The 22,968-nt window shown below is 69.9% G+C and carries 29 protein-coding genes, 1 tRNA gene and 1 pseudogene; 17 read left to right on the plus strand and 14 right to left on the minus strand.

The features are described from left to right. Nucleotides 1-126 precede the first annotated feature (126 nt). From QFZ67_RS04985 to QFZ67_RS05000, 4 genes are all read right to left on the minus strand, one after another. Nucleotides 127-384, minus strand: a complete 258-nt coding sequence (locus QFZ67_RS04985) for a heavy-metal-associated domain-containing protein (RefSeq protein WP_307659867.1) — start codon at nucleotides 382-384, stop codon at nucleotides 127-129. Next, nucleotides 381-1,529: a sulfite exporter TauE/SafE family protein gene (locus tag QFZ67_RS04990; protein ID WP_307659868.1), complete on the minus strand. Its 1,149-nt coding sequence runs from the start codon at nucleotides 1,527-1,529 to the stop codon at nucleotides 381-383. Before QFZ67_RS04990 ends, QFZ67_RS04985 begins: the two co-directional genes overlap by 4 nt. A 131-nt stretch (nucleotides 1,530-1,660) precedes the next feature. Continuing rightward, the gene (locus QFZ67_RS04995) at nucleotides 1,661-2,098 is read right to left on the minus strand and encodes a hypothetical protein (RefSeq protein ID WP_307659869.1); all 438 of its coding nucleotides are present in this window, start codon (nucleotides 2,096-2,098) and stop codon (nucleotides 1,661-1,663) included. Nucleotides 2,099-2,201: 103 nt separating this feature from the next. Beyond that, a complete protein-coding gene (locus tag QFZ67_RS05000) occupies nucleotides 2,202-2,468 on the minus strand; it encodes a hypothetical protein (protein ID WP_307659870.1) in 267 nt (88 codons plus the stop codon). Nucleotides 2,469-3,138: 670 nt separating this feature from the next. Here QFZ67_RS05000 and QFZ67_RS05005 point away from each other — a divergent pair. The 4 genes from QFZ67_RS05005 to QFZ67_RS05020 are packed head-to-tail and all read left to right on the plus strand — an operon-like array spanning nucleotide 3,139 to nucleotide 5,713. Then, a complete protein-coding gene (locus tag QFZ67_RS05005; protein WP_307659871.1) occupies nucleotides 3,139-3,279 on the plus strand; it encodes a hypothetical protein in 141 nt (46 codons plus the stop codon). 27 nt (nucleotides 3,280-3,306) lie between these two features. After that, nucleotides 3,307-3,531 (plus strand): hypothetical protein, encoded by a 225-nt coding sequence (locus QFZ67_RS05010; RefSeq protein WP_307659872.1) that lies wholly within the window; start codon nucleotides 3,307-3,309, stop codon nucleotides 3,529-3,531. Next, entirely contained in the window at nucleotides 3,528-3,773 is a 246-nt protein-coding gene (locus QFZ67_RS05015) for a hypothetical protein (RefSeq protein ID WP_307659873.1), read from the plus strand. The genes QFZ67_RS05010 and QFZ67_RS05015 overlap by 4 nt, the downstream gene beginning before the upstream one ends. Then, the gene (locus QFZ67_RS05020) at nucleotides 3,770-5,713 is read left to right on the plus strand and encodes a copper resistance protein CopC (protein WP_307659874.1); all 1,944 of its coding nucleotides are present in this window, start codon (nucleotides 3,770-3,772) and stop codon (nucleotides 5,711-5,713) included. Before QFZ67_RS05015 ends, QFZ67_RS05020 begins: the two co-directional genes overlap by 4 nt. 57 nt (nucleotides 5,714-5,770) lie before the next feature. Here QFZ67_RS05020 and QFZ67_RS05025 read toward each other — a convergent pair whose 3' ends face one another. Beyond that, complete coding sequence (locus tag QFZ67_RS05025) at nucleotides 5,771-7,204, minus strand: MFS transporter (RefSeq protein WP_307659875.1); 1,434 nt, start codon at nucleotides 7,202-7,204, stop codon at nucleotides 5,771-5,773. Nucleotides 7,205-7,314: 110 nt separating this feature from the next. Between QFZ67_RS05025 and QFZ67_RS05030 the strand changes: the two genes are divergently transcribed. Together QFZ67_RS05030 and QFZ67_RS05035 are read left to right on the plus strand one after the other, a co-directional pair. Further along, nucleotides 7,315-7,962 carry a TetR/AcrR family transcriptional regulator gene (locus QFZ67_RS05030; protein WP_307659876.1) on the plus strand — a complete coding sequence of 216 codons (648 nt, stop codon included), beginning with the start codon at nucleotides 7,315-7,317 and terminating at the stop codon, nucleotides 7,960-7,962. A 135-nt stretch (nucleotides 7,963-8,097) separates the two neighbouring features. Further along, a complete protein-coding gene (locus QFZ67_RS05035) occupies nucleotides 8,098-9,321 on the plus strand; it encodes a DUF418 domain-containing protein (RefSeq protein WP_307659877.1) in 1,224 nt (407 codons plus the stop codon). A gap of 410 nt (nucleotides 9,322-9,731) precedes the next feature. Here the strand turns inward: QFZ67_RS05035 and QFZ67_RS05040 are convergent, their stop codons facing one another. The 3 genes from QFZ67_RS05040 to QFZ67_RS05050 are packed head-to-tail and all read right to left on the minus strand — an operon-like array spanning nucleotide 9,732 to nucleotide 11,883. After that, complete coding sequence (locus QFZ67_RS05040) at nucleotides 9,732-10,058, minus strand: sulfurtransferase TusA family protein (protein ID WP_307659878.1); 327 nt, start codon at nucleotides 10,056-10,058, stop codon at nucleotides 9,732-9,734. Continuing rightward, nucleotides 10,055-11,218, minus strand: coding sequence for a cysteine desulfurase family protein (locus QFZ67_RS05045; protein ID WP_307659879.1), 1,164 nt, complete (start codon nucleotides 11,216-11,218; stop codon nucleotides 10,055-10,057). Before QFZ67_RS05045 ends, QFZ67_RS05040 begins: the two co-directional genes overlap by 4 nt. After that, the gene (locus QFZ67_RS05050) at nucleotides 11,215-11,883 is read right to left on the minus strand and encodes a metalloregulator ArsR/SmtB family transcription factor (RefSeq protein WP_307659880.1); all 669 of its coding nucleotides are present in this window, start codon (nucleotides 11,881-11,883) and stop codon (nucleotides 11,215-11,217) included. Before QFZ67_RS05050 ends, QFZ67_RS05045 begins: the two co-directional genes overlap by 4 nt. An 88-nt stretch (nucleotides 11,884-11,971) precedes the next feature. On the opposite strand from QFZ67_RS05050, the gene QFZ67_RS05055 reads away from it, so the two are divergent. The 4 genes from QFZ67_RS05055 to QFZ67_RS05070 all read left to right on the plus strand — a co-directional run bounded on the left by QFZ67_RS05055 (nucleotide 11,972) and on the right by QFZ67_RS05070 (nucleotide 15,242). Then, nucleotides 11,972-13,336 (plus strand): rhodanese-like domain-containing protein, encoded by a 1,365-nt coding sequence (locus tag QFZ67_RS05055; protein WP_307659881.1) that lies wholly within the window; start codon nucleotides 11,972-11,974, stop codon nucleotides 13,334-13,336. After that, nucleotides 13,333-14,595 carry an MFS transporter gene (locus QFZ67_RS05060; protein ID WP_307659882.1) on the plus strand — a complete coding sequence of 421 codons (1,263 nt, stop codon included), beginning with the start codon at nucleotides 13,333-13,335 and terminating at the stop codon, nucleotides 14,593-14,595. The genes QFZ67_RS05055 and QFZ67_RS05060 overlap by 4 nt, the downstream gene beginning before the upstream one ends. 186 nt (nucleotides 14,596-14,781) lie before the next feature. Next, nucleotides 14,782-15,045, plus strand: coding sequence for an SHOCT domain-containing protein (locus tag QFZ67_RS05065; RefSeq protein WP_307659883.1), 264 nt, complete (start codon nucleotides 14,782-14,784; stop codon nucleotides 15,043-15,045). Further along, nucleotides 15,042-15,242 (plus strand): hypothetical protein, encoded by a 201-nt coding sequence (locus QFZ67_RS05070; RefSeq protein WP_307659884.1) that lies wholly within the window; start codon nucleotides 15,042-15,044, stop codon nucleotides 15,240-15,242. Before QFZ67_RS05065 ends, QFZ67_RS05070 begins: the two co-directional genes overlap by 4 nt. On the opposite strand, the pseudogene QFZ67_RS39040 reads toward QFZ67_RS05070, so the two are convergent. The 4 genes and pseudogenes from QFZ67_RS39040 to QFZ67_RS05085 form a co-directional block, all read right to left on the minus strand. Further along, nucleotides 15,212-15,280, minus strand: a pseudogene (locus QFZ67_RS39040) (hypothetical protein); the annotation flags it as partial. The gene QFZ67_RS05070 and the pseudogene QFZ67_RS39040 overlap by 31 nt on opposite strands. A gap of 138 nt (nucleotides 15,281-15,418) precedes the next feature. Next, on the minus strand, nucleotides 15,419-16,129 hold the full coding sequence (locus QFZ67_RS05075; RefSeq protein WP_307659885.1) for a cation transporter: 711 nt from the start codon (nucleotides 16,127-16,129) through the stop codon (nucleotides 15,419-15,421). Next, nucleotides 16,129-16,464: a helix-turn-helix transcriptional regulator gene (locus tag QFZ67_RS05080; RefSeq protein ID WP_307659886.1), complete on the minus strand. Its 336-nt coding sequence runs from the start codon at nucleotides 16,462-16,464 to the stop codon at nucleotides 16,129-16,131. The genes QFZ67_RS05075 and QFZ67_RS05080 overlap by 1 nt, the downstream gene beginning before the upstream one ends. A 102-nt stretch (nucleotides 16,465-16,566) precedes the next feature. Beyond that, nucleotides 16,567-17,223 carry a LuxR C-terminal-related transcriptional regulator gene (locus QFZ67_RS05085; RefSeq protein ID WP_373429946.1) on the minus strand — a complete coding sequence of 219 codons (657 nt, stop codon included), beginning with the start codon at nucleotides 17,221-17,223 and terminating at the stop codon, nucleotides 16,567-16,569. 258 nt (nucleotides 17,224-17,481) lie between these two features. Between QFZ67_RS05085 and cutA the strand changes: the two genes are divergently transcribed. Next, nucleotides 17,482-17,808, plus strand: a complete 327-nt coding sequence (gene cutA, locus QFZ67_RS05090) for a divalent-cation tolerance protein CutA (RefSeq protein WP_307659887.1) — start codon at nucleotides 17,482-17,484, stop codon at nucleotides 17,806-17,808. A gap of 50 nt (nucleotides 17,809-17,858) precedes the next feature. On the opposite strand, the gene QFZ67_RS05095 is transcribed toward cutA, so the two are convergent. Beyond that, nucleotides 17,859-18,995, minus strand: coding sequence for a helix-turn-helix domain-containing protein (locus QFZ67_RS05095; protein ID WP_307659888.1), 1,137 nt, complete (start codon nucleotides 18,993-18,995; stop codon nucleotides 17,859-17,861). A gap of 357 nt (nucleotides 18,996-19,352) precedes the next feature. On the opposite strand from QFZ67_RS05095, the gene QFZ67_RS05100 reads away from it, so the two are divergent. From QFZ67_RS05100 to QFZ67_RS39045, 6 genes are all read left to right on the plus strand, one after another. Further along, nucleotides 19,353-19,754 carry an ATP-binding protein gene (locus QFZ67_RS05100; protein ID WP_307665728.1) on the plus strand — a complete coding sequence of 134 codons (402 nt, stop codon included), beginning with the start codon at nucleotides 19,353-19,355 and terminating at the stop codon, nucleotides 19,752-19,754. Between the two features lie 210 nt (nucleotides 19,755-19,964). Then, nucleotides 19,965-20,339 carry a hypothetical protein gene (locus QFZ67_RS05105; RefSeq protein ID WP_307659889.1) on the plus strand — a complete coding sequence of 125 codons (375 nt, stop codon included), beginning with the start codon at nucleotides 19,965-19,967 and terminating at the stop codon, nucleotides 20,337-20,339. Nucleotides 20,340-20,469: 130 nt separating this feature from the next. Then, nucleotides 20,470-20,721 carry a hypothetical protein gene (locus QFZ67_RS05110; protein WP_307659890.1) on the plus strand — a complete coding sequence of 84 codons (252 nt, stop codon included), beginning with the start codon at nucleotides 20,470-20,472 and terminating at the stop codon, nucleotides 20,719-20,721. Beyond that, entirely contained in the window at nucleotides 20,718-21,323 is a 606-nt protein-coding gene (locus QFZ67_RS05115) for a bifunctional 2-polyprenyl-6-hydroxyphenol methylase/3-demethylubiquinol 3-O-methyltransferase UbiG (protein ID WP_307659891.1), read from the plus strand. The genes QFZ67_RS05110 and QFZ67_RS05115 overlap by 4 nt, the downstream gene beginning before the upstream one ends. Before the next feature lie 362 nt (nucleotides 21,324-21,685). Then, nucleotides 21,686-22,168 carry a DUF6082 family protein gene (locus QFZ67_RS05120; RefSeq protein WP_307659892.1) on the plus strand — a complete coding sequence of 161 codons (483 nt, stop codon included), beginning with the start codon at nucleotides 21,686-21,688 and terminating at the stop codon, nucleotides 22,166-22,168. Between the two features lie 49 nt (nucleotides 22,169-22,217). Continuing rightward, nucleotides 22,218-22,700 carry an HAD family hydrolase gene (locus tag QFZ67_RS39045; RefSeq protein ID WP_373429947.1) on the plus strand — a complete coding sequence of 161 codons (483 nt, stop codon included), beginning with the start codon at nucleotides 22,218-22,220 and terminating at the stop codon, nucleotides 22,698-22,700. Between the two features lie 107 nt (nucleotides 22,701-22,807). Here QFZ67_RS39045 and QFZ67_RS05135 read toward each other — a convergent pair. Then, nucleotides 22,808-22,881 (minus strand) — tRNA-Pro (locus QFZ67_RS05135). Nucleotides 22,882-22,968: the final 87 nt, after the last annotated feature.

A 22,968-nucleotide genomic window follows, 5' to 3' on the forward strand; every position in this document is an offset into this window, starting at 1 on the left:
GTGTCATCCTCGCCGTCACCGGTCTCTCCCGCACGTCACAGTTGGCCCGCCGGGTGGCCCGGCCGGGAGGACTTCCCGGCCGGGCCACACGGCGGAGCTGCTGCCGCCCTTTGGGGCGTTGTCGTGTCAGTCGGCCGGACGGGCCGTGTAGTCGCCGGCCTGCTGCACCGCCGCAACGAGTGCGGCAGTGGCGACGTCGGCGCCTTCCTCCAGGCGGACGGTGGTGCGTCCGGCTTTCACGTCGGTACTGGAGGAGCGGACCCCGGGGATGTCTTCCAGCTCGTCGTCGATGAGCAGGCCACAGCTGTTGCAGTGCATGCCCTCGATGTGGAGCACCAACTGCTTGCCGGTGTCGGTGTCCTTCTTGCGCTTGAAGAGCTTCACTTTGTGTCTTCCTGGAAGTCGATGGTGCCGGTCTGCATGCCCATGGCGCAGGAGAAGCGGAGCGTGCCGGGCTTGCGGGTGCCCAGCTCGACCTTCGTGTCGCCGTCACGCTTCACGATTTCTTGCACCCCGAGCTCGGGGATGGTGAAGGCGCGGGCGCAGCCGCCGGAGTCCTTGCCGTGCAGCACCAGCGTGGTGGGCACGCCGGCCTTGGCGGTGAACTGGGTGGGGACGTAGAAGTCCGTCACGGTCAGGGTGATGACCTGCTTGCCGGTGGCGTCGATGCGCACCGGGCCGTCCGAGGCCCCCGTACCGCCTTCCGAAGGGGCGGGAGCGGCGGCCGCCACGGTCGTGGAGCCGGTGTTGAAGGAGGCCCACCCGCCGGCCTGGAGTCCGGAGGCGATGGTCCAGGCCGCGACGGCAAGCACCACGACGCCGGTGGCGATGCCCAGGCGGCCGGACAGTGCCCGGCTGGAGCGGCGGAAGAGGTAGCCGAGGACGGTAAACAGCGGGGCGGTGCCCAGCACGAACCCGGCCATCACCGCCGCCCCGGCGATCGGGGAGCCCGCGGTGATCGCGACCAGCTCCATCGACAGCGTCACCCCGCACGGCACCAGCACCGTGGCGAAGCCGACCAGGGCTGGGGTGGCCATCGAGGTGGTCTTGGTGCTGCGCCGCACGAGGCGTCCGAAGGAGGCTGGGGGCCGGGGGATGATCCGGCCCACCACCTTGACCCCGAAGAGGTCGAGCGCGAAGAGCACCATCAGTGCCCCGGCAATGATCAGCAGCGTCGCCTGCGTCCGGGGACTGGGCTGCAGCGCGGCGCCGAAGATCCCCAGCAGGGCGCCGAGGATCGTGTGGGAGAACAGCTTCCCGGCGAGGAACGCGCCGACCGGGGCCAGGTTCCCGACCGTCGGCTCCGGGGACGCAGTCGATGCCGCGCGCCCGGATGGGCTCGGGGCGGCGGTTCGGGGTCGCTTCTTGGCGGACGTGGAGGACGTGCGGGCGGGAACGCGGGCCTCGGCGGGGTCGCGGCGGGTGACTGCTCCTGCGAGCAGACCGCCCTGGACGGCGGCGCACGAGGCGCCGCCGGCGAGCAGACCGGTGCTGACACCGGTGATGAGCAAGGTGATGGACGACGGCATGCGTCGTGACTCCTGTTCGGATACGACGGCACGCACACAGGGATGTGGTTACGGGCGTGCCGAGGCGGACGTGAGGAAGGTCGGCGTCCCACGAGGCGGCAGCAGTGGGCAGCCTCACGGGCGACGAACCGTCACGTCCTTGACACGCACAACCGGTGGAGATCAGGAGGGGCCAGGGCCGGAGGCGGCGCGTTGGGCCGGGCGGTGACGGCCGCATGGGAGCAGGCCGTCACTGTCGGCACATCGGTCACGGCCGTGCCTGGCTGAACGTCGTGGACGAGGGTGGCTTGCGGTGCCGCGCACTGCTTCTCGAACATCGGGCAGTGCGTACCGTGCTCGACCGAGCCGACCGCCATCGCTACCCCAGCCCCGGCCGCGTCGGCATGCATCACCCGAGAGGAGTGATCGTCGGCTGCGGCCGGAGAGGCCACCTCCATCGAGCCCATGGAGGTCATCGAGGGGGGCATCGCTATTGCGGGCCGCGCGATCCCGGTCAGGCAGAACATGACTGCGCACACGAGCAGCGCCCCGGACCAGGCCCGGAGCGGCATCAGTACGCGGCGCGACATGCGCGCCATGCTATGGCACGCCCGCCCGCCGCTTCCTGCGCAGGCCGCCGGTCTGACTCGTCATCGCAGTTCAGGAGCCTGTGAGCGTGGCGACTCGGTTGGGCTATTCGCCTTCCGGCCAGTCGTAGCTGCCGGGCACGTCGACCTTCTGGCCCGTCGGCCCATAGACGATCGCAATCTCGTCGTGCGCCGTGAACTCGATCGCCGCCGGGTTGCCGGTGTACGGCTTGCCATTGACGTACGCGCGGAAGGTGTTGCCGTCGTCGGCCTTGAGCCCGCCGATCGAATCCTGGGTGAGGGCGACGTCCCACTCGGTCATGAACTGGCCGAGGGAGAAGGTGGCTTTGACCGGGGACTCGATGTGGATCACACCGTTCGCCTCGTGTGTGTGCAGCGGGCTGATCTGCTGCGTCTGCTCGTCGATCCCGATGTTCGCGGGGACGGGGACCGGCTTCCCGTCGACGGTGATGTCGAGGTGCGGCGTGGATGTGCTCCACGTTCCCTTCCTCTCCGAGCATCGGCAGCCCGGCCGCCTTGGCGCGCGCCGCGGGATCGGCGGGGGCGCTCCAGGGCGGGTCGGCCGTACGGCCCGACGCGGTCGTCATCGGCACGGTCTGGATGCCCGCCTCGGGGGTCGCGCGAGAGCCGGAAGGGCCGCCGCCGGAAGTGGAGACCAGCGCGATCGTGATCCCGGCGATGATCACGATCACCGCCACAGTCGCCGCCAGAATGGTCAGCAGGCGACGGCGACTCTGGGCGCGGGCCTCCTGCTCGCGCAGAGCGGCGGCCCGGGCGCGGCGGCCATCCGATCCCTTGCTGGGTGGTTTGCGAGACTTGCGGCGCATCCCTGCCTTCCCGAGCCGACGAACGACAATGGACGCAAAATCGAACATCTCAGAAGAAAAGCCAATATCAAGACTAGGCGGCGAAGGTGGCGAGGATGAACTGTCTGCCGCCGCCTCCTTGACCTTGCCCTTGGGGGAAGGTTCTAGCGTCGTGAGCGTAAGGACGCAGCGCAGCAGCGCAGAGGAGGTCCCGTCATGGCACTGGTGACCGGCGAGGTGTACCGGTGTGCCGAGTGCGGCTGTGAGATCACCGTGACCAGGGGCGCGACTCCTGGCCACGGCGGAGATCAGAACCCCACCTGCTGCTCCGGGCACCCCATGACCAAGGTTCACTGACCGACCGCAACACCCCGAGGACCCGCAATGGACAACCTGCTGTACATACTCCCGGCGCTGGCCTGCCCCGTCGGCATGGGACTGATGATGTGGTTCATGATGCGCGGCAAGCGCCCCGCCCCGGACCAGTCGCACACCGCCCCCACCACCGCGCAGGAGCAGGAGCTCGCTCGCCTGCGCGAGGAGGTCGAGGCCCTGCGCGACGAGCAGAGGTCCCCGAAGGCTGACCTCCACAAGGGCTCACCGGCATGACCGGCGTCTGGCTTCCCCTGGCCGCGACCGCGCTCGCCGCCACCCTCACCTACGTGTGCTGCATCCGCCCGATGCGCCGGCACGAGGGCTGCAGCCCTGTCGCGCCCGAGCGCACGAAGCAGAGTGTCGACGAGGAGATCCGCCGCGCCCGCGAGGAACTGCGTCTCCTGCGCGCGCAGTCCGCCGTCAGGACGGACCCCGTTGCCGCTCCCGAACGGGGACCGGAGACCATCAGACCGTGACCTCCCCTGCCCCACGCCCCGCTCTTGGGGCCCGGCCGCTCCTCCACCGGGCGGCCGGACTGCTGTTCGCTGCCATCGTCCTCGCGCTCGCCGGCCTCATCGGTGCCGCCCCGCCGGCCGCGGCTCACGCCACTCTGCTGTTCACCGGCCCGGCGGCGGACGCGACGGTGGCCGAGTCGCCCAAATCGCTGGTCCTTGTCTTCGACCAGCCGGTCAGCGTCGCGGGATCGTCCGTGCGTCTCAAGAACACGCGGCTGGGTTCCCCTGCTCTCGGCCAGGGCGCCCGGACCGTCACCATCCCCGTGCGTTCCGCCCTCGCCGAGGGCGTCCATACCGTCGACTGGCAGGTCACCGCGCGCGACGGCGACATCATGATGGGCAGCTACCGCTTCGCCGTCGGCCCGCGAACCGTCGCCCTCGGCTCCGGCCAGAGCACGGCCGCGAAGGACGCCACGCCCACCACGGTGCTGCGCTGGCTGTTGTTCGCCGCCCTCGCGCTCCTGCTCGGCGAACTGGCGGCGGGCCGTTTCGCCTCCCGCGTCCCCAACGCCCCAGGCCGCCGTCCGCGCCGTTGGTCCCTGCCCGTGGCCCTGGTCGGCTGCGCGGCCGCTCTCGCCCTGGCCGCCTTGGTAGCCGGAGACGCCTCGCCGGGTGCCCTCCTCGACACACGGCCGGGTGCGCTCTCCGTGATCGAGGTCGCGGGCTTCGTGCTCGCGGCCGTGGCCGTGCTCGTACGCCGACGCGCCTGGGCCCTCGTTCCGCTGGCGGCCGTGCTGGTCGCCGAGGCGCTGCGCGCCCACCCGCAGGCCGAACAGCCCGTCGCCGGACCCGTGTTGACCTTCGTCCACCTCGCGGCTGCCGCGCTGTGGGCCGGGACGCTGGTACAGGTGCTGCGTACGATGGCGGCCTGGCGCGGTGAACGCTCCGCCGCCCGCGCGCTGCTTCTCGCCTACGCCCGCCTGGCTGCCTGGCTGTTCGCCGCGGTGGTCGCCACGGGACTGATCGCCACCGTGCTCCTCGTCCCGCTCGAGGACCTCACCGCCACCACGTACGGCCAGGTCCTGCTCGGCAAACTCGCCCTGGTCGCCACTGCCGCTGCCCTCGCGATCACCGCCCGCCGATGGCTCCGCCGCGACACGTCCGCACAACGCCCGGCCCGCGCCGAAGCCTCCGCGCTCGCCGTGATCCTCGCCCTGTCCGCGACCCTCACAGTCCTGCCGGCACCCGCCGACACCGACCGCCCCCTCCCCTTCGCGCCCCCGGCCAACGGCCCTGTCGTGCCCGCCGGTACCCGCGCCGGAGAGATCGGCGTCAGCGCACGCGCCAGCGCAGGTCAGCTCGTCCTCGACCTGACCGCCCCCCAAGTCGGCGACGGCACAAAGAAATACGCCCTAACCGCCACCCTCGCAGACCCGGGCGGAACCAACCGGCGGCTCAAGCTGCGCAGCTGCGGCACCGGCTGCTTCTACTCCCCCATCACCTGGCACAAGGGCACCAGCCGCCTCACCCTCAACGTGTCCGCCGAAGGATGGACCGGCGGCCGCACCGGGCTAACACTCACCTGGCCGCCCCGCCCCGATGCTGCCCTGCTCCGCGAAGCCGTCGCCGCCATGCAGGCCACCCCCCACTTCACCCTGCACGAACTGGTCACCAGCAACACCACCCTCAGCCTTGGCAACCTCAAGCAACTCCCCCTGACCGGAAAGAAGTTCCTCGCCTCCGAGCCGTACGGCAGCGGCACGGCCCCCGTCACCACCCGCCTGGCCAACGACAACGGCCACCGCCGCATCGCCCTCGCCTACCCGGCCGAGCACACCCAGCTCGAACTGACCCTCGACGAGGACGGCCGGATCCTCCACGAAACCCTGACCGCTCCCAACCACCTCGCGACCCGCACCTTCGTCTACCCGGAGGCCGACAAGGAGTCCCACAGGCACTGACTGCCCCAGCCCGACCGGCGTGGACGCAGGGTCCGCATCCTGTGCGGCCGCAGCGTGTCAGTGCGCGTGGGGGCCGCCGGTCAACTGCGGCTTGCCGCGCGGTACGAGCCCCAGGGCCACCGCTGCGCTCGCCCCCGCGGCGAGAGCGCAGACCGTGAAGGCATCCGTGAAAGCGCCGACGGAGCCGCACTCGATGCCCGCCGCCGCGACAGTGGAGACGACCGCTACACCGATGGAACCGCCCACCTCGTGGAAGGTGTTGACGACTCCGGACGCGAGACCCGCCTCACGGTTCTCCACCATGGCCAGCGCGGTGGTGGTGGCGGTGACGAAGACCGCACCAAGACCGAAGGACGCGACCACGAAGCCGGGCAGCAGACCGGCGTACACGCTGCCGTCGGCGGAGAGCTGGGTCAGCGGCACGGTTCCGGCGGTCGCGATCACCATGCCCGCCACAGCGGTCGTACGGCTGCCGATCCGTCCGACGAGCCGGGACCCGAGATGGGCTCCGATACCGGTCGCCACGGCAACGGGCAGGAACAGCAGGCCGGTCTTGAGTGGGCTGAAGTCCCGTACGTGCTGCAGATAGACCGAACCGAGGAAGAAGAACGCGATCAGCAGCCCAGTGGCGATCAGCATCAGGAACGCGCCCGCCAGCACCGGTCGCCGGGTGAACATCCGCAGGTCCATCAGCGGGGCCCGGCCGGTCCGTTCGACCGCGGAGAACGCCGCGTACAGCACTACCGCGGCGGCGAGCGGCAACAGTGTGGCGGTGGCTCCCCATCCGGCGTCGCCCGCCGTGACCAGGCCGTAGATAAGCGAGGCGGTGCCCGCGGTGACCAGCAGCGCCCCGGGCACGTCGAGCCGGGCGGGCTGCGGCGCGCGAGCCGGAATCACCGCGGGCACGGCGGCCAGGACGGCTAGGCCGACCGGCACATTGACGTAGAAGACCCACTGCCAGCCAGGGCCGGCGGTCAGCGCGCCACCCATCAGCACACCGGCGGCAGCGCCAGTTCCGCCGATCGCAGCCCACACGCCCAACGCCTTGTTGCGCTCCTCCCCGTGGAAGGTGGTGGTGACGATCGAGAGCGCCGAGGGGGAGAGCAGTGCCGCGCCTATGCCTTGGGCTATGCGTCCGCCGAGCAGCATGGGGGCGCCCGCGGCGAGCCCGGTGACCAGCGAGGCGGCGGTGAAGACCACGAGCCCGGCCAGGAGCGTGCGCCGGGCGCCGAAGGCGTCGGCGAGGCGACCGCCGAGGAGCATGAGACCGCCGAAGCACAGGGTGTACGCGGTGACCGTCCAGGTCAGCGTCTCCCGGCCGAGACCGAGGTCGGCGGCCATGTCCGGCAGCGCGACGTTCACCACGGTGACGTCGAGGATCAGCATGAACTGCGCGATGCAGATGATCACGAGGGACGCCCAGCGGCGCGGGTCGGCCGGCGGCAGAGGGTGCTCCGGCGCGTGCTGCGCACCGGGGGCGGGGTGGGTCATGACGGCTCCTTAGGACGGAGGGCTGAGCCAGACGCCCAAGCATTCTGAACTGTACGGTTCAGTTCACCTGAACTCAACTGTTCAGTTCAGTTGGGTGCTAAGATCCGCCTATGAGCGCGGAGAACGTCAAGCAGCCCCCCAGCGGACCCCGCGCCGAAGTGAAACGGCAGGCCATCGTCCGGGCGGCGCGCAGGCTGTTCCTGCGTGAGGGCTTCGGCGTCGGCATGGACGCGATCGCCACCGAGGCGGGCGTGTCCAAGGTGACCGTCTACAACCACTTCGGCAGCAAGGAAGCGCTGTTCACCGCGGTGATCACGAGCGCGCTCGACGAACCCCTCTCCAGCGCCTCATCGGCCGCCCTCGACGGGCTGCCCGAGGTGGAGGACCTGCGCAGCGCGCTGATCGACGCCGCACGCGCCTGGGTGGCCGCGGTCCGGACCAACCACGAGGTCACCGCCCTGCGCAACCTCGTCGCCGCCGAGGTTCACCGCTTCCCCGAGCTCGGTCGGGCCTGGCAGGGCCACGGCCCCGAAGGCCACCACCCCGCCGTGGCTGGTGCACTGCGTACGCTCGCGGACCAGGGCCGGCTGGTCATCCCCGACCTGGAGGCCGCCATCATCCAGTTGTACGCACTGCTGGTCTTCCCACACATGGTCTTCAGCGGCTACGGCACCCACATCGACGACGACCTCACCGGCCGCCTCATCACCAGCGGCGTCGACATGTTCCTCAGCCACTACGCACCACCGCACGCGTAGGAATCACGCACACCTGAGTCGGAGTCCGCGCGGAGCGCGGCTTTCAGCGACGGCACTGCGCCAGCCAGCCGGCGGGGGCGGTACCAGCCGCCTGCCGGATGGTTGAAACTGGCAGCTTCACCGACCCTGGGGGACATGAGGTGTGACGCGCCGCCCGAAGCAGCGTCCTCAGTCGGGGCGGGCCACCCGCCTGGCACGTCGTCGACGGGGCGGCTGATCGGCCTCGACCTGGCCCGCGGCCTGGCGATCTTGGGCATGCTTGCCGCCCACGTCGGTCCCGAGCCGTCGGTGGGCGGCCCGCTCGGCTGGGTAATGGAGGCGGCCCGAGGGCGACCGGCCGCCCTGTTCGCGCTGCTGGCCGGGTTCACCCTGGTCATTCTCACTGGCCGACCGGAGCCGCGGACCGGGCGCGCGGGGCGACAGGCCGTGGGGAGAGTACTGATCCGCTCCGCCATCCTGATCGCGCTGGGATACGCCCTCATCGCTCTGGACACCGATATCGACGTGATCCTCGCCGCCTACGGGCTACTGTTCGTCCTCGCGCTTCCGCTGTACCGGCTGCGGGCCGCCACCCTGGCCGTCATCGCCGCGGCGGCCGCGCTCGTGCTGCCCCAGGTCCTGTATCTGATCCGGATCGCGGTGGAGAACAGGAGCCGGGCCGATGCCGTCATCGCCTTCGATCCGCTGGCCCGGAGTACCGACTCGGGCGGGTTCGTCGAGCTGTTCATCACCGGCGCGTACCCAGTGGTGACCTGGCTGCCCTTCATCATCGCCGGAATGGCGGTGGCCAAGCTCGACCTCGGCCGCCCCGGAGCCCTCTCCAGGGTGGCGATGTGCGGCGGCGCGCTGGCCGTGCTCGGCTACGGAGGGTCGTGGCTGGCCCTGCACCTGGTCCCCGGCGCGCAGGCCGCCGTGAACGCGGCCACGGACACCACGGCGGCCGCATCGGCCTGGTGGTCCGACGCCGTGGGCGAGGACCCGACCGCAGGCGTTCCCGCCTGGCTGCTGGTCGCCGCGCCGCACAGCCAGACGACCTGGTCCATCCTGGGCAACACCGGCGTCGCCCTGCTGATCCTGGCCACCTGTCTCATCGCCACCGACCGGTCTGCACGCGTGCGGTGGGCGGCCTCACCCGTCACCGCGGTCGGCTCGATCGCCCTGACCGCGTACGTCGGCCACATCATTGCCATCAGGGTTCTGGGCGTCGAGGACCTGCCGGACTCCGCCGCCCTGCCGGTGTTCATCTGCTTCGCCGTCGCGGCCATGCTGCTGGCCCTCGCCTGGACATGGGTCTTCCGGCGCGGGCCACTGGAGTACCTGCTACACGCCGCCACCATGCCCGCCCGCCTGATCAAATGATCGGGCGGCTGACAACGCCGAGGCTGGGGTGTCAGTGCACCGGCACCGATGCGCCGAAGGCCACGCAATCAGCGCCAAGGACCCGGCTGCCGCGGTGTGGCCACTCCTCTCCTCCTGCGGATCGAGCCGCTGAGCAGTGACCGCGTCTGTGGGCCGGGGGCTGTCAACGACGAGCGCAACGCCCTCGTTGCAGGAGGACGAACAGGCTGAGCGGTGTGGCGAGCAGGGTGAGTGCGAACCCAGCGCACCCGGGGGGAACTCGAGCACCGGCACTTCGCACGCCAAGCGCGGGTGCCCCGCCGGTGCGCGGGGCGGTCAAACCCCGCAGGGAAGGGATCACTGCCTCGCCGGCTACGTGGACCTCTTCGCCGCGTAACGGCTCCGCTCGCACCAGCGCGCCACCGCCATGGCTACTGCTCAGGGGCGGAGTTCTCGCCGCCGTCCAGCCGCCACGGCGAGGTGGGCTGGGTCGGCTTCGCGGTACCGGTGACGGTGAAGCTGTAGACCGGGCCGTGGCCGCCCTTGGAGAGGGGGCCGAGGTAGGTGTGCCCGGTCAGGTGGCACCAGGCGGCCAGGTCCAGGAGTGCGGCAGGATCGTCCGCGATCAGGTGGACCTCCATTCCGGGCGGGGCATCGGCGATCCGGGCGCGCAGGTGCAGGAGCAGGACCACGCAGAGCATGCCGGTGCCGTCGATGACCAGGGGCCGGTCCGGTGGCGCGGGCAGGGTCGCGGTCATGCGGCCCTGCGCGCGGCGGTCACCAGCAGGTCGGCCGCGCGGTCGATCTCGTCGGGGGTGGTCCAGCGGCCCAGCGACAGCCTCAGGGCCGCGAGGCTGCGGTCGTCGTCCAGACCCATTGCGCGAAGTACGGGCGAGGGCGTGTGGTCGCCGCTGTGGCAGGCCGAGCCGGTGGAGGTGGCGATCTCGGGGACGGCCGCGAGGAGTTCATGGCCCTGGACGCCGTCGATGCTGATGTTGAGGGTGTTGGGCAGGCGGCCATCGGCGGGGCCGTTGAGGTGGATCCGGCCGGGGAGCCGGGCGGCGAAGCCGGCGTGGAGGCGGTCGCGGAGCGCGGCGATGCGCCGGTCGCCGCCGTCGGCCAGCTCCTCGACGGCGAGTTGGGCGGCGGCGCCCAAGGCGACGCCGAGCGCGACGTTCTCGGTGCCGGCGCGCAGGCCGCGTTCCTGCCCGCCGCCGTAGACCAGCGGTTCGAGGGCGACTCCTGCGCGGATGTACAGGACGGCGATGCCCTTCGGTGCGTACATCTTGTGGCCGACGATCGTCAGCAGGTCGACGCCCAAGTCCCTTACGTTCAGGGGGATTTTCCCCGCCGCCTGGGCTGCGTCACAGTGGAAGAGTGCCCCGTGGGCGCGGGTGATGCGGGCCAGTTCGGCAATCGGCTGAAGCGCGCCGGTCTCGTTGTTGGCGGCCATGACCGAGACGAGGACGGTGCGCTCGGTGAGTGCGGCGGCCAGTGCCGCCGGGTCGACCAGGCCGTCGCCGTCGACGGGCAGGTAAGTCACCTCGGTGCCGTGCAGGCGCTCCAGCGCGCGACAGGTTTCCAGGACGGCCGGGTGCTCGGTGACCTGAGTGATCACATGCGGACGGTCGCTCTTGGCGGCGAGTACGGCACCCCGGATGGCGAGGTTGTCGGCCTCGGATCCGGAGCCGGTGAACACGATCTCCTCGTCCGCCCCGATGAGCGTGGCGACCTGGGTACGGGCGCGGGCCAGAGCCGCCTTGGGCTGGGCCGCGTAGGCATGGGCGCTGGAGGGATTGCCGAACCAGTCCGCCAGATACGGCCGCATCGCCTCGGCCACCCGGGGGTCGATGGGGGTGGTGGCGTTGTAGTCCAGATAGACCGGTCCATCCTGCAGCCCGGTGTGCGCGGGGATCATGCGGTCCCGCTGTCCACGGGCAGCTCGGCCAGCCGCCACTCCAGCATCCCGTCGCTCAGCCGGACCGCCTTACGGCCCCGCTCGTGCAGCAGCCGTACAGCGTCGTACGCGAGGACGCAGTAGGCGCCCCGGCAGTAGGCGACCACCTCGGCATCGTCCGGCAACTCGGCGATCCGCTCGGCGAGTTCCTCGACCGGAATGGAGAGCGCGCCGGGGATGTGCCCTGCGGCGTACTCCTCGGCCGGGCGAACATCGAGGACGACGACTTCACCCGCCTGCGCCCGGGCCAGCAGCTCCTCCCGGCCGACCTCCTCCGCCTCACCCGCGTCGCCGAGGTAGGCGGTGCGCGCGGCCTCGACGCCCGCCTGGTGGGTCTGGGCGACCTGGCGCAGCAGCGCGTACAGGGCGGTGACGTCGTCTCCTGCCAGCCGGTAGTGGATGCGTACGCCGTCGCGGCGGGTGGCCACGAGTCCTGTCTGTTTGAGGGTCTGCAGATGGGCGGATGCGGTGGTCAGGTTCAGCCCCGCGGCCTTCGCAAGTGCGTCGACGGTGCGCTCGCCCTGTGCGAGCAGATCGAGCAGTTCCAGACGCTTTCCGCTGGCCAGAGCCTTACCGGTGTGAGCGAAGGCGTCGTACAGCGCCGACTTGCGGGTGGCATCTCCCATGGCATCCTCCATAGATCCATGGAATATTATATCTGTAGGCAGGTGCTGTGACCACTCAGCCCCTACCGAATGACACCTGGAGGACCTGATGGGCTTCGCCGACGATCACCTGATACCACTGGTCGATGAGGGGCTGGGCAACAGCGCCTACCTCGTCGACCTCGGCGACGGCCGAGCCCTGGCCGTGGACGCGAGCCGGGACCTGCGCGCCCTGCGCACCGCCGCCGAGCGGCGCGGTCTGACGGTCGCCTTCGCCGCCGACACCCACCTGCACGCCGACTTCCTCACCGGCGCACTCCAGCTCGCAGCCGACGACGGCGCCACCGTGCTGGCCTCCGCCGCCGGACGCCGCGCCTTCCCGCACACCGCGCTCGCCGACGGCGACGAGACCGACCTGGGCGGGCTGACATTGCGAGCGCTGGCCACCCCCGGCCACACCGACGAGCACCTGTCCTTCCTCCTCCTGGACGGCTCACGCGACTTGGGCGTGTTCACCGGCGGCTCATTGATCGTCGGCTCGGCAGCGCGTACGGACCTGCTCGGCGCCGACCGCGCGGAGGAACTGGCCCGCGCCCAGTACCGCTCGCTGAAGCGGCTCGCCGAACTGCCGGACACAGTGGCCGTATGGCCCACCCACGGTGCCGGGTCCTTCTGCTCCGCCCCGCCCGGTGCCGAGCGCACCACCACCATCGGCGCCCAGAAGCAGGCCAACCCGCTGCTCGCCGCGCCCGACGAGGACACCTTCGTACGGCAGTTGCTCGGCAGCCTCGGCACCTACCCCGCGTACTTCGACCGGCTCGGCGAGATCAACCGACGCGGACCCGGCGTCCTCACCGCCGCGCCCGGCCTTGCCTCACTTACGGTGACAGAGGTGCGGGCGCTGCTCAGGCAGGGCGCGCAGCTCGTCGACGTACGACCCGTGGTGGACTTCGCAGGCGGCCATATCCCCGGCGCCGTCTCCATCCCGCTCCGCGACCAGTTCGCCACCTGGCTGGGCTGGCTGCTGCCAGACGACTCCCCCATCGTCTTCCTCGCCGGACCTGAGCAGGATCTCGCCGAAGTCACATGGCAGGCACTGAAGATCGGATACGAGCGACTGGCCGGGTATCTCGACGGCGGCATGGCTGCCTGGATCTCTGACGGCGGGCCGCAGCAGGCCATAGAGCTACTCACCGCCGACCGCATCGTCGGCCGTCCGGTCCTCGACATCCGGCAGAGGGCCGAGCACACCGCAGGGCACATCGCTGACGCGGTTCACGTGGAACTCGGTGACCTTGCCGCCCGTACCGATGAAGCACCGAACGGTGCTGTGGTCGCGTGCGGCCACGGTGAACGCGCCATGACCGCCGCCAGCCTGCTCCAGCGCGCCGGACATCAAGGGCTCGCGGTCCTCGACGGCGGACCGGGCGACTGGTCCGAGGCCACCGGCAGCCCCCTGGAGAAGACCGCGTGACCGCCCATGCCACCGGCGGGATCAGCTCCGGCATACGGCTCGGACTACGCGCCAACCTCGCCCAGTTCAGCCTGCTCGTCGCGGTCAACGCCCTGGTCGGCGGCATGCTCGGCCAAGAGCGCACGGTCCTGCCACTGCTCGCCGACCAGGTCTTCGGTCTCGCCGCATACACCTCCGCGCTGACCTACATCCTGGCATTCGGCACCACCAAGGCGATCACGAACTTCTTCGCCGGCACTCTCTCCGACCGCTACGGCCGCAAACCTGTCCTGATCGCGGGCTGGCTCCTCGCACTCCCTGTACCGGCCATGCTGGCCTGGGGCCCCTCCTGGGGCTGGATCGTCGGCGCCAACATCCTGCTCGGCATCTCCCAGGGCCTGGCCTGGTCCACCACCGTCATCATGAAGATCGACCTGGCCGGACCCGAGCGCCGCGGCCTGGCGATGGGCTTCAACGAAGCCGCCGGATACGGCGCGGTCGCCGCCACCGCCATGGCCACCGGCGCCATCGCCGCCCACGCCGGACTGCGCCCCGAACCCTTCTTCCTCGGCGCCGCCTACGCAGCACTGGGCCTGGGACTGTCCGTCTTCGTCGTCCGCGAGACCCGCGGTCACGCCCTGGCCGAAGCAGCGCTCCACCCACAGCAGACCGTCGCTGAAACCGAGTTGAGCACCGGACAGATTGCCTGGCGTACCAGCTTCACCGACAAGGCCCTGTCCGCCGCCAGCCAGGCGGGCATGGTCAACAACCTCAATGACGCCCTCGCCTGGGGCATCTTCCCGCTGCTCTTCGCCGCCCACGGCCTGTCCATCGCGCAGATCGGCGTGCTTGCCGCGCTCTACCCGGCCGTCTGGGGCGCGGGCCAGCTGCTCACCGGCTGGTGGTCCGACCACATCGGCCGCAAACACCTCATCACCACCGGGATGCTGCTGCAGGCCGCCGCCATCGCCGTCGTCGCCGCCGGCACCTCCTTCGGTGTCTGGGCGACCGCCCAGGTCCTCCTCGGTATCGGCACCGCCCTGGTCTACCCCACCCTGCTCGCCGTCATCGGCGACATCGCCCACCCCGCCTGGCGCGCCCGCGCCGTCGGCGTCTACCGGCTCTGGCGCGACGGCGGCTTCGCCGTCGGCGCCCTCCTCGCCGGAGCCCTCGCCGACATCTACAGCCTGACCACCGCGATCTGGGCCATCGCCGCGCTCACCGCCGCATCAGGGCTCCTCGTGGCGGTGCGCATGTACGAAACGCACCCACGCAATTGAGCCACCACGTGCCCGGATGTCGCCGACTGGATTTTGCTCGGCCCGGCACTGCACCAGTGACGGGCCGAGCACCTACCGGCAGCCAGGGTGCCCGAGTGGCCCGGTGAGCGGGACCGGGAAGGACATTGGCGTTCTTCCCGGTCCGGGTGGAGAGTGAAGAGGAAGCCTCCCGGGAGGTGAGCCACGGTGATGTACTGGGATGGCGGTGGCTGGGTCTGGATGGCCCTGATGCCCGTGCTGTGGATCGCGTTGATCGGCCTTGTGGTGTGGGCGGTAGTCCGCCTCACGCAGCACTCTGCCGGTCGCCACGACGGCATGGGCCCCTGGCTGCCTCAGAAGGAGACGCCGGAGGAGATCCTCGACCGCCGCTTTGCCTCCGGCGAGATCGACGCGGACACCTACTCCGAGGCGCGCAAACGCCTCGCCGCCCACCGGCCGAGGCCCCAGTGACCAGGCTGCCTGGCCGCTGGCTGCCCCTGACCGTGCTCGTCGCTGCGGTGGCCATGCTCATCGCCTCGATCGTGTGGGTCGCGGGCAGCGACTTCGGTCGGCCCGGCCGCGGCTGGACGGCCAGCGCGCGTGACTCGCGGGCTCGGTCGAGGCTGCGGTCGACGATGCGGAACCGGGTGCCGTACGCGCGTAGCTGAGCCGTGAGGGCCAGTCCCGTCCGGCCCGCGCCCACCACGACATCCAGCGGTACCGCCGTGGACCCACCGTAGTCCGGCGTCAGCGACCAGACAGCCTCGACGACCGCACGCGCCAGGGCGGCGCTGCGACAGGCCAAGGAAGGGATAGATGAGCCGACCGCGCTTTCGTACCACGGTCAGCAGCAGTCGCAGCCCGGCCGGCAACCGCAGGCATCGGCCTCTTCACGCCTGGCGGGCGTCACTGTCGCCGCGGGTGCGCAGCAGCCCTTGCCCTGCCAGGCGTCTCGGCCTTCCTTGACCGCAACAGCTGCGATGACCAGCGCGGCGATCGGGTCGGCCCAGGACCAGCCCAGCGTGGCATTGGCGACCAGGCCGACCAGCAGGACGGCCGACAGGTAGGTACACAGCAGGGTCTGCTTCGAGTCCGCGACCGCAGAGGCCGAGCCGAGTTCTCGCCCCGCCCTGCGCTGCGCGGCGGACAGGAAGGGCATCACCGCGAGCGACAGGGCGGCGAGCACGATGCCGGGGATCGAGCGATCCGCTTCACCTGTACCGGTCAGCGCCCGTACGGCGTCCACGGACACGTATGCGGCGAGCGCGAAGAAGGAGATGGCGATGATCCGCAGGGTGATGTGCTCGCGCGACTCGCGCACCGCGTGGTCGCGGGCGGAGAACTGCCAGGCCACCGCTGTGGCGGAGGAGACCTCGATGACCGAGTCCAGGCCGAAGCCGACGAGGGCCGTGGACGAAGCGATGGTGCCCGCCGTGATCGCGACGACCGCCTCGATCACGTTGTACGCGATAGTTGCCGCGACCAGCATGCGTATCCGGCGGGCCAGCACGTCCCGCCGGGCCGGGGACGGACCGAGGGATATCCCGGCCGCCATCAGCAGCAGCCCTTCTCGGCGGCGTCCGGGCAGGTGCGGTCGGCCTCGACGGCCAGCATGGCGCTGCGCAGGTCGTCGAGGGCATGTCCCAGCCGGGGGTCGGCCAGTTCGTACCGGGTACGCCGTCCCACAGGCACGGCGACGACCAGGCCGCAGTCCCGGAGGCAGGCGAGATGGTTCGACAACCGGGTCCGGGAGATCCCCAACAGCTCAGCCAGATCAGACGGATGGGCCGGCGCCTCGCGCAGGGCGAGCAGCAACCGGCAGCGAATCGGATCGGCGAGCGCACGGCCGAAGCGGGCCAGTAGCTCAACCTCGGGAGCAAGAGTCAGCACACACTGACCGTACAAGCCTACGTGAATTCAGGCAATCCTGAACCCTGGCACGGCTCCTCAACGACGACGGCGGAGCGGGACGGCGGCTGCGGGCCGTCGGTGTCAGCGGTTGCGTGGGGCGACGAGGCCGGATTCGTAGGCGAGGACCACGAGTTGGGCGCGGTCGCGGGCGTGGAGCTTGGCCATGGCCCGGTTGATGTGAGTTTTCGCGGTCAGTGGGCTGATCACCATGTGGTCGGCGATCTGGTCGTTGGACAGGCCCTCTGCGACCAGGACGACGGCCTCGCGTTCGCGGTTGGTGAGTTCTTCGAGCCCCGCGTCGGCGCCTGTGTGGAGCGGCTGGGTGACGTACCGGTTGATCAGTTTGCGGGTGATCGACGGTGCGAGCAGGGCGTCGCCCCGGGCGGCGACGCGTACGGCGTGCAGGAGGTCTTCCGGCACGATGTCTTTGACGAGGAATCCGGCGGCGCCGGCCCGCAGCGCGTTGAAGACGTACTCATCGAAGTCGTAGTTGGTCAGGATGACGACGTGCACCTGGGCCAGGGCCGGGTCGGCGGCAATGCGCCGGGTCGCCTCGATGCCGTCGACGACCGGCATCTGGATGTCGATGAGCGCGAGTCGCCGATCGCCTTCACCTCGACGACGGCGCCCGCTCCCGCGCCGTGATCTTCTGCCAACCGCCGCACACCGTGTACCAGTGGGGGGCCGCGCGACCTGTGGGCGGAGGTGGAGACGGAACTCAGGCACTGGCACACGCACGAACGTCCCGCCTTCGAAGATCTTGGATTGGCTGTGCACCACCAAGGGAGTCGGGCAGTCAACCACAGTGAAATTACGGACACTTGGGGCCTTTGGTTCGTACCCTCAAGATTGGAACCGGCAGCAGGATCAAATTAGCCGTATGCGTACAAATATGGACGTCCCGGCTTCCCCCGTTTCCCGGCCGTCGCCAGCCCTTCGACGATGCACCAACGGGCTGGGTAGGGTCGAGTGACACCGAGTGGGAGAGGTAGTTGTATGGCCAGCGAGATCGTGATCGCGCAGACCACCATCGACAACGCGGAGCGGGCGAAGGGGCTGGCACGGGGCGCCGTCGAGAGCCAGTTGGCGGCGTGTGCCCACATCGACGCCCCCTTCAGCGCGGTCTACCGCTGGAAGGGCGCCATCGAAACGGCACAGGAGTGGCGGATCTCGTACAAGACGACCCTTGATCGTCTTCCGGCACTGCAGGCGTGGGTAGCGGGCGAGCACCCCTACGATGTTCCCGAGTGGATCACGCTGCCAGTTACGGGCGGGTCCGACGCGTACCTGTCTTGGGTGGTCGAGGAGACTCACCCGCAGTAGGACACGCCACCCGGCGCCTCACCGTCACCGAACCTGCGCGCCGCGATGGCTCACGATGCGAACGCCAGCAAGTGGCCGGCCAGGTCGCGCTCCGTGTCGGGGAGCCAGGCAGCGATGTTCTGCGCCCGCTGACGTCCCATGGTGTTCGGCTTTGACTCCGCTGCTGCGGCGAACTTGCGCGCGACGTAGACCCCACGGTCTACGTCGCCGCCGCGCAGAAGCGCCGACGCCAGGTCCCCGAGGACCACCACTCCAGAGTCAGGCAGTTCCTTACCGAGGCGCTCGACCGCGGAGTCGGCTGTGACCGTCAGCTCTTGGCGCTTGAGTTCGCCGTATACCGAGAGCGCCAGTGAGTCCATCCGGTATGGCGTCACGAATCGGACCCACGCCTGCTCGCTCGTGTGATTCGCAAAGTCATACGCGAATCTCGCCTGCTCCAGGGCCCGGAGAGCACCGGCATCGTCCCCTGACTGAGCCGCTTCCTCCGCATACCGTCCCAATGCCCACGCCGCAGCGGTCGCGTTGCCATGCCCACGCACATCCTGAGCCGCCTGTGACAGCATCTCCAGCGCCTTACCCGGGGTAGCGGCACCATAGCTCGCGTAGCCCAGCGCCAGGGCGCGCAGAGGCGGGTGCCCGGCCTCCTTCGCGCACTCCGAGGTCACCCGGTAATAGGCAGCAGCCTTGTCGTGTTCCCCCAGGTCCCAGGCGACCCATCCGGCAAGGGCTGCGGTTTCCCCCGCCGCAATGGTCAGCGCTCGCTCGTGGGCGCCGGCACGGGGAAGGGCCGCGGTGATCGCGTCCAGGTGTGACTCGACTCGGTTCTGCAGACTGCGTGCGCTTTCACTCAGCTCGTCCACATGCAACCCAGCCGCGTGATCGATGAGCACGGACGCGGACTCGGGGTCGATCCTGGCTCCCTTACTGAGCGCGTACGCGAGTCGGCCCCAAGGCTCGGCAGCGGCAGCTGCGCCGACGACGGCGCCCCCCAGCAGCGTTCGGCGCTTCACGTCGTCCAGGTCCTCCCCTTCAGCGTCGTCCTTCTTCCTCCGCCTGACCCGGGCGGCCTTCGCCTCCCGCAGGAGCGGCTCCAACGGGACGCCGCAGGCCACAGCGATGTGCCCAAGCGTGTGGTTCGTAGGGACGTTCTCACCGTTCTCGTACCGACTGACCTCGCGGCGGGTCACCGTCGCCCGGCCCCCGAGGCCGTGTTGATCGCGTCCGCCTGCTCATCCTGCGATCGGTCCGCGTTACGGCGCAGCTGACGAAGTAGTTCGGCGAACGGATCTGCTGGCATGAGTGTGACCTCTATCGGTGGGGGAATCCAATCCTGACCCCAACTCCCCCCTAGTTTTCCCCCCTTGACAAAGTTTTCCCCCCTCAGGTTTCCCCTGTTCCGGATCGCGACACCACGGTGCGATGGGCACATGACCACGCACCGTGCAGCAACGCCTCCCCAACCTGGGATGACTGACGGCGGACCCACCGCCGCCGGCAGCGCACCGGCCGTGTCTCCGCTGGCGTCCCGTGCCTTCGAGATGGTCATGACGCCGGCGAGTATTCACGTCGCTCAAGCACGAGGTACCACAGCGGCCTTGCTGAGGCAGTGGGCTCTGCCGGACGCACCGTCAGGAGATGCCCAGCTTGTCGTCTCAGAGTTGGTGACCAACGCGATCAGTCACGGCTCTGGGGCTGTGCGGCTACGGGTGCGGTACGGCAACCACCAGCTCCGGATCGAGGTCACCGACGGGAGCACCACCCCGGCCAAGCGACGACGCGCAGGTGCCAACGACCCGGGCGGGCGAGGGCTGCTCCTAGTCGCGCACGTGTCACATCGGTGGGGCGTGGCCGACAGCGGCCGGACTACATATGCGGTCATTCCCACTCTTCCGGAGGCACCCCCATGTCGCCGCACGACGCAACCAACCTTGGATCCGACGTGTTGAGCCCCGTGGCCGACCCTGGCCTGGATCGGGAGGTGCAGTCGTCCGGCGACTGGCCGAATGCCGGCAATGACCGGATCCGGTGGCGGCACCGCGGACCCGACCCGTTGGAGCGCCAGTCCCGCAATTGGGCAGCTCCGTAAGCTCCGCCAGCACTTCCATCGAGAGGCTGTCGGAAAGCGCGATCGTCAAAGCAGCGACCAGCAGCTCCGCGTGCTGGCGTACAGCTTGGTGCCGAGTCCGGGGGCCAGCCCCGACGAGGACTGGAACACCCTCCAGGCCGAGGCCGAGCAGCACGGCTACGCGATAGGAGCAAGGCTCCACGATGTTGCCGTCCCCGTGCCCACGACGTACTTCCCCAGCTCTCGCACGGGCCGGAGCGTCTACACGCCCCCCTGGCATCGCCCTGGCTGGAGGGAAGTCGAGAGACAGATCCGAGGCGGATTCGCGGAGGGCGTGATCGTCCTCGACCGGCACAACATCAGCTCCGATGACGACGAATACCACGCCGTGATCAAGCATCTGGGCGAGCGGTACAAGGCGTTCGTACACCTCGTGATCCCCGAGGAGCCTACTGCGCCGACTTGAAGGCGTCCGCTGCGCTGGATGGACGAGAAGGGCTGGGGCTGGAGACAGATCAGCGCTCAGGTCCTCCTCATCGCCGCTGTCTTTGCCGTGCTCGCCATCACCTACGACTTGACCTGATCAGGGGGCCACCATGACATTCGAGGGACACACCGACCGGGCGCCGCGGCTCCTGCCGCACCGCGAGCAGGGCGAGGCCCTCCTCGCCATCCAGGAGGCCGCCCCGGAACTGCCTAGCGAGGCCGGGATCGATCTCTTCGCCGTCCCCGCCGGCGAGGTGCAGGGTGGCAGCCTTGACCTCTCCCGCTTTCACCGGCTCTCCCGCCTGCCGGTTTCGAGGAACGCGGCGTCCCCGGATTCAAGTGACCCGCAGGACGCAGCGTGACGTCGGTATTGGACCGCCTCAGCCCCGCCCAGTGGGATACCTGGTACAGCGAGGGCCGGGCCATAGACCGCCTCGTGACTGACGCCGAGGCCGACCGCTTCCTCCAGCACGTCAACCCGCCCGCCGGGGCATCCGTACTCGACGTCGGCTGCGGCATCGGCAGCCTTAGCCGGCAGCTCTCTCGTTGGGGCTATGACGTGCTGGGCCTGGACTTCTCGCCGGTCGCGATCCGGACTGCGCATCGGCAAGGCGTCAACGGTCGGCTGGACTACGGCGTTCACGACTTCGACGCGGAGTCGATCCCGCCCCGGCTGCAGCCCGGCTCGCTCGACCTCATCGTTTGCCGCAACATCCTGCCGTTCATCGACCACACGCGTTTCATGGTCGACGCACGCCGTTGGTTGCGCCCTGGCGGGCAGCTGTACGTCCTTGCTCGTGTCTGGTCCGAGCGCGGCGGCGAACCGGACGAGAGGCCGTGGCAACGCGGCTTCACCGAGAAACAAGTGCAAGAACTCCAGAACGGGTGGGCCGAACAGGAACGCTGCTGGCTCGGCAGGCACACCGCACTGTTCCTGTCCGACCAGCGCCGTCGGGCCTTGTGACCGTTCGCCGGCACCGGCGCGTCCACTCGCCCGCTCAGCACTCCCCCACCTCCAGTCGAGCCGGTGGGGGAAGGGAACTCCCGCCGGTTGAGTGGATGAGTGAACCGTGAGTGATCCGATTTCATCATCCCGTCACGGTGCCTGACAGCGGTTTCCTTCCCTTCCCGGCTCGATTCGACCCCCGGGCCGCCAAAGGCCAAGTCCGTAGCAGCGGGATCCACAACCGGGATCGTCGATCCGGTCGGCACCCGGCATGTGGGTTGCCGCCCCACCGCGGCCTCCTCCGCCATCGCGCGGTCCGTCAGCGGCGTGCGAGTCGCCCACGGCACCACCCATCCACCCGCGAGCAAGTGAGGTAGCAGATGAACCGTCCCGTTCTCGCTCTGGCCGCTGGCGTTGCCGTCGCGTCCACGGTGCACACCGTCCAGCGACACCTGCACCACAAGCGGCTCCTTGAGCTGGAGATGCACAAGGCGCATGGGCGCATGCTCGAAGTCGCTACGACACACCCCGACTTGGACCCGATCTGGGTGCGAAACCACCCCGATCACGTCAAGGAGGACGAGTCCGGTCCGCTGCTGATGTGCCAGTGGTGGCTCGAGTTCTGGCGCACCGGACTCAACCTCGGGGTGTTCACGCCGGCCGTGCTGCGGCAGAACGCCAAGAACTTCATGAAGGAACCCACGGCCCTCAAGGCGTGGGCCCTGACCCGCCACGGACGCGCCCTGCAGTCCAGAAGCCGCCACGACCGCATGCATGTGGCGCTGCTCAATGCGGCGTTCGAGGAGGCCGACGGGCCCAGCCAGTACCCCGAGTGCGAACTCACACCGGCCTCGGCCCTCTGAGCCGCGCCGTTTCCAGGTGCCGACAGCCGCCCCGACCAGGAGGACATCCATGACCGCCCCCACCCCGATAGCACCACCGGCTCCGGCCGCATCCGAAGTCGTAGCGGGAGAGAGGAATCACGCGAACTGCGCGCCGCGTGCCCTTCTCCTTGACCTCGACGGCGTTCTGCTCGACACCCGGCCGGTCATGGAGACGGCGTGGCGCGAGGTCCAGGCGACTCATGGCCTTGACATGCCGTTCGCCTCGTACGAGCGCCACTTGGGGCGTGAGTTCAACGACATCATGCGCCGCCTCGGGGTGAGGGACGCCGATCTCGTCCACGAGACGTACGAGACAGCGTCCCGGGCCGCCTCGCACCTCGCCCGTCAGTTCGCCGGCATCGCGGAGGTTCTGCACGCCTTCGCTTCCGCGGACTGGCTGCTGGCTACCTGCACCCGGACGTGCACAAGATCACGGCCGCCGGGGCGGCGCTCTCCGCACACCTCAGCGTGCTGCGCGCACCACGCTCGCTGCCGAGCCCGATTGTTGTGACCCGGTGACCTCGGTCAAGGACGCCGGTCCCCAACTGGTCCCCAAGAATGGTCAAGGGCTGGTTTCGGATTCCTCCGAAACCAGCCCTGACCTGCGACTGTCTCCAGTCGGGACGACAGGATTTGAACCTGCGACCCCTTGACCCCCAGTCAAGTGCGCTACCAAGCTGCGCCACGTCCCGATACGCCGTTCCTCCGGGTTTCCCCGCCGAAGGGCGCAAGAGAACATTACCCCACTCCCCGGGAGCCACCGGACCTCCGGCCTGCGG

The sequence above is a fragment of the Streptomyces sp. V1I1 genome, assembly GCF_030817355.1.
Classification (GTDB): domain Bacteria; phylum Actinomycetota; class Actinomycetes; order Streptomycetales; family Streptomycetaceae; genus Streptomyces.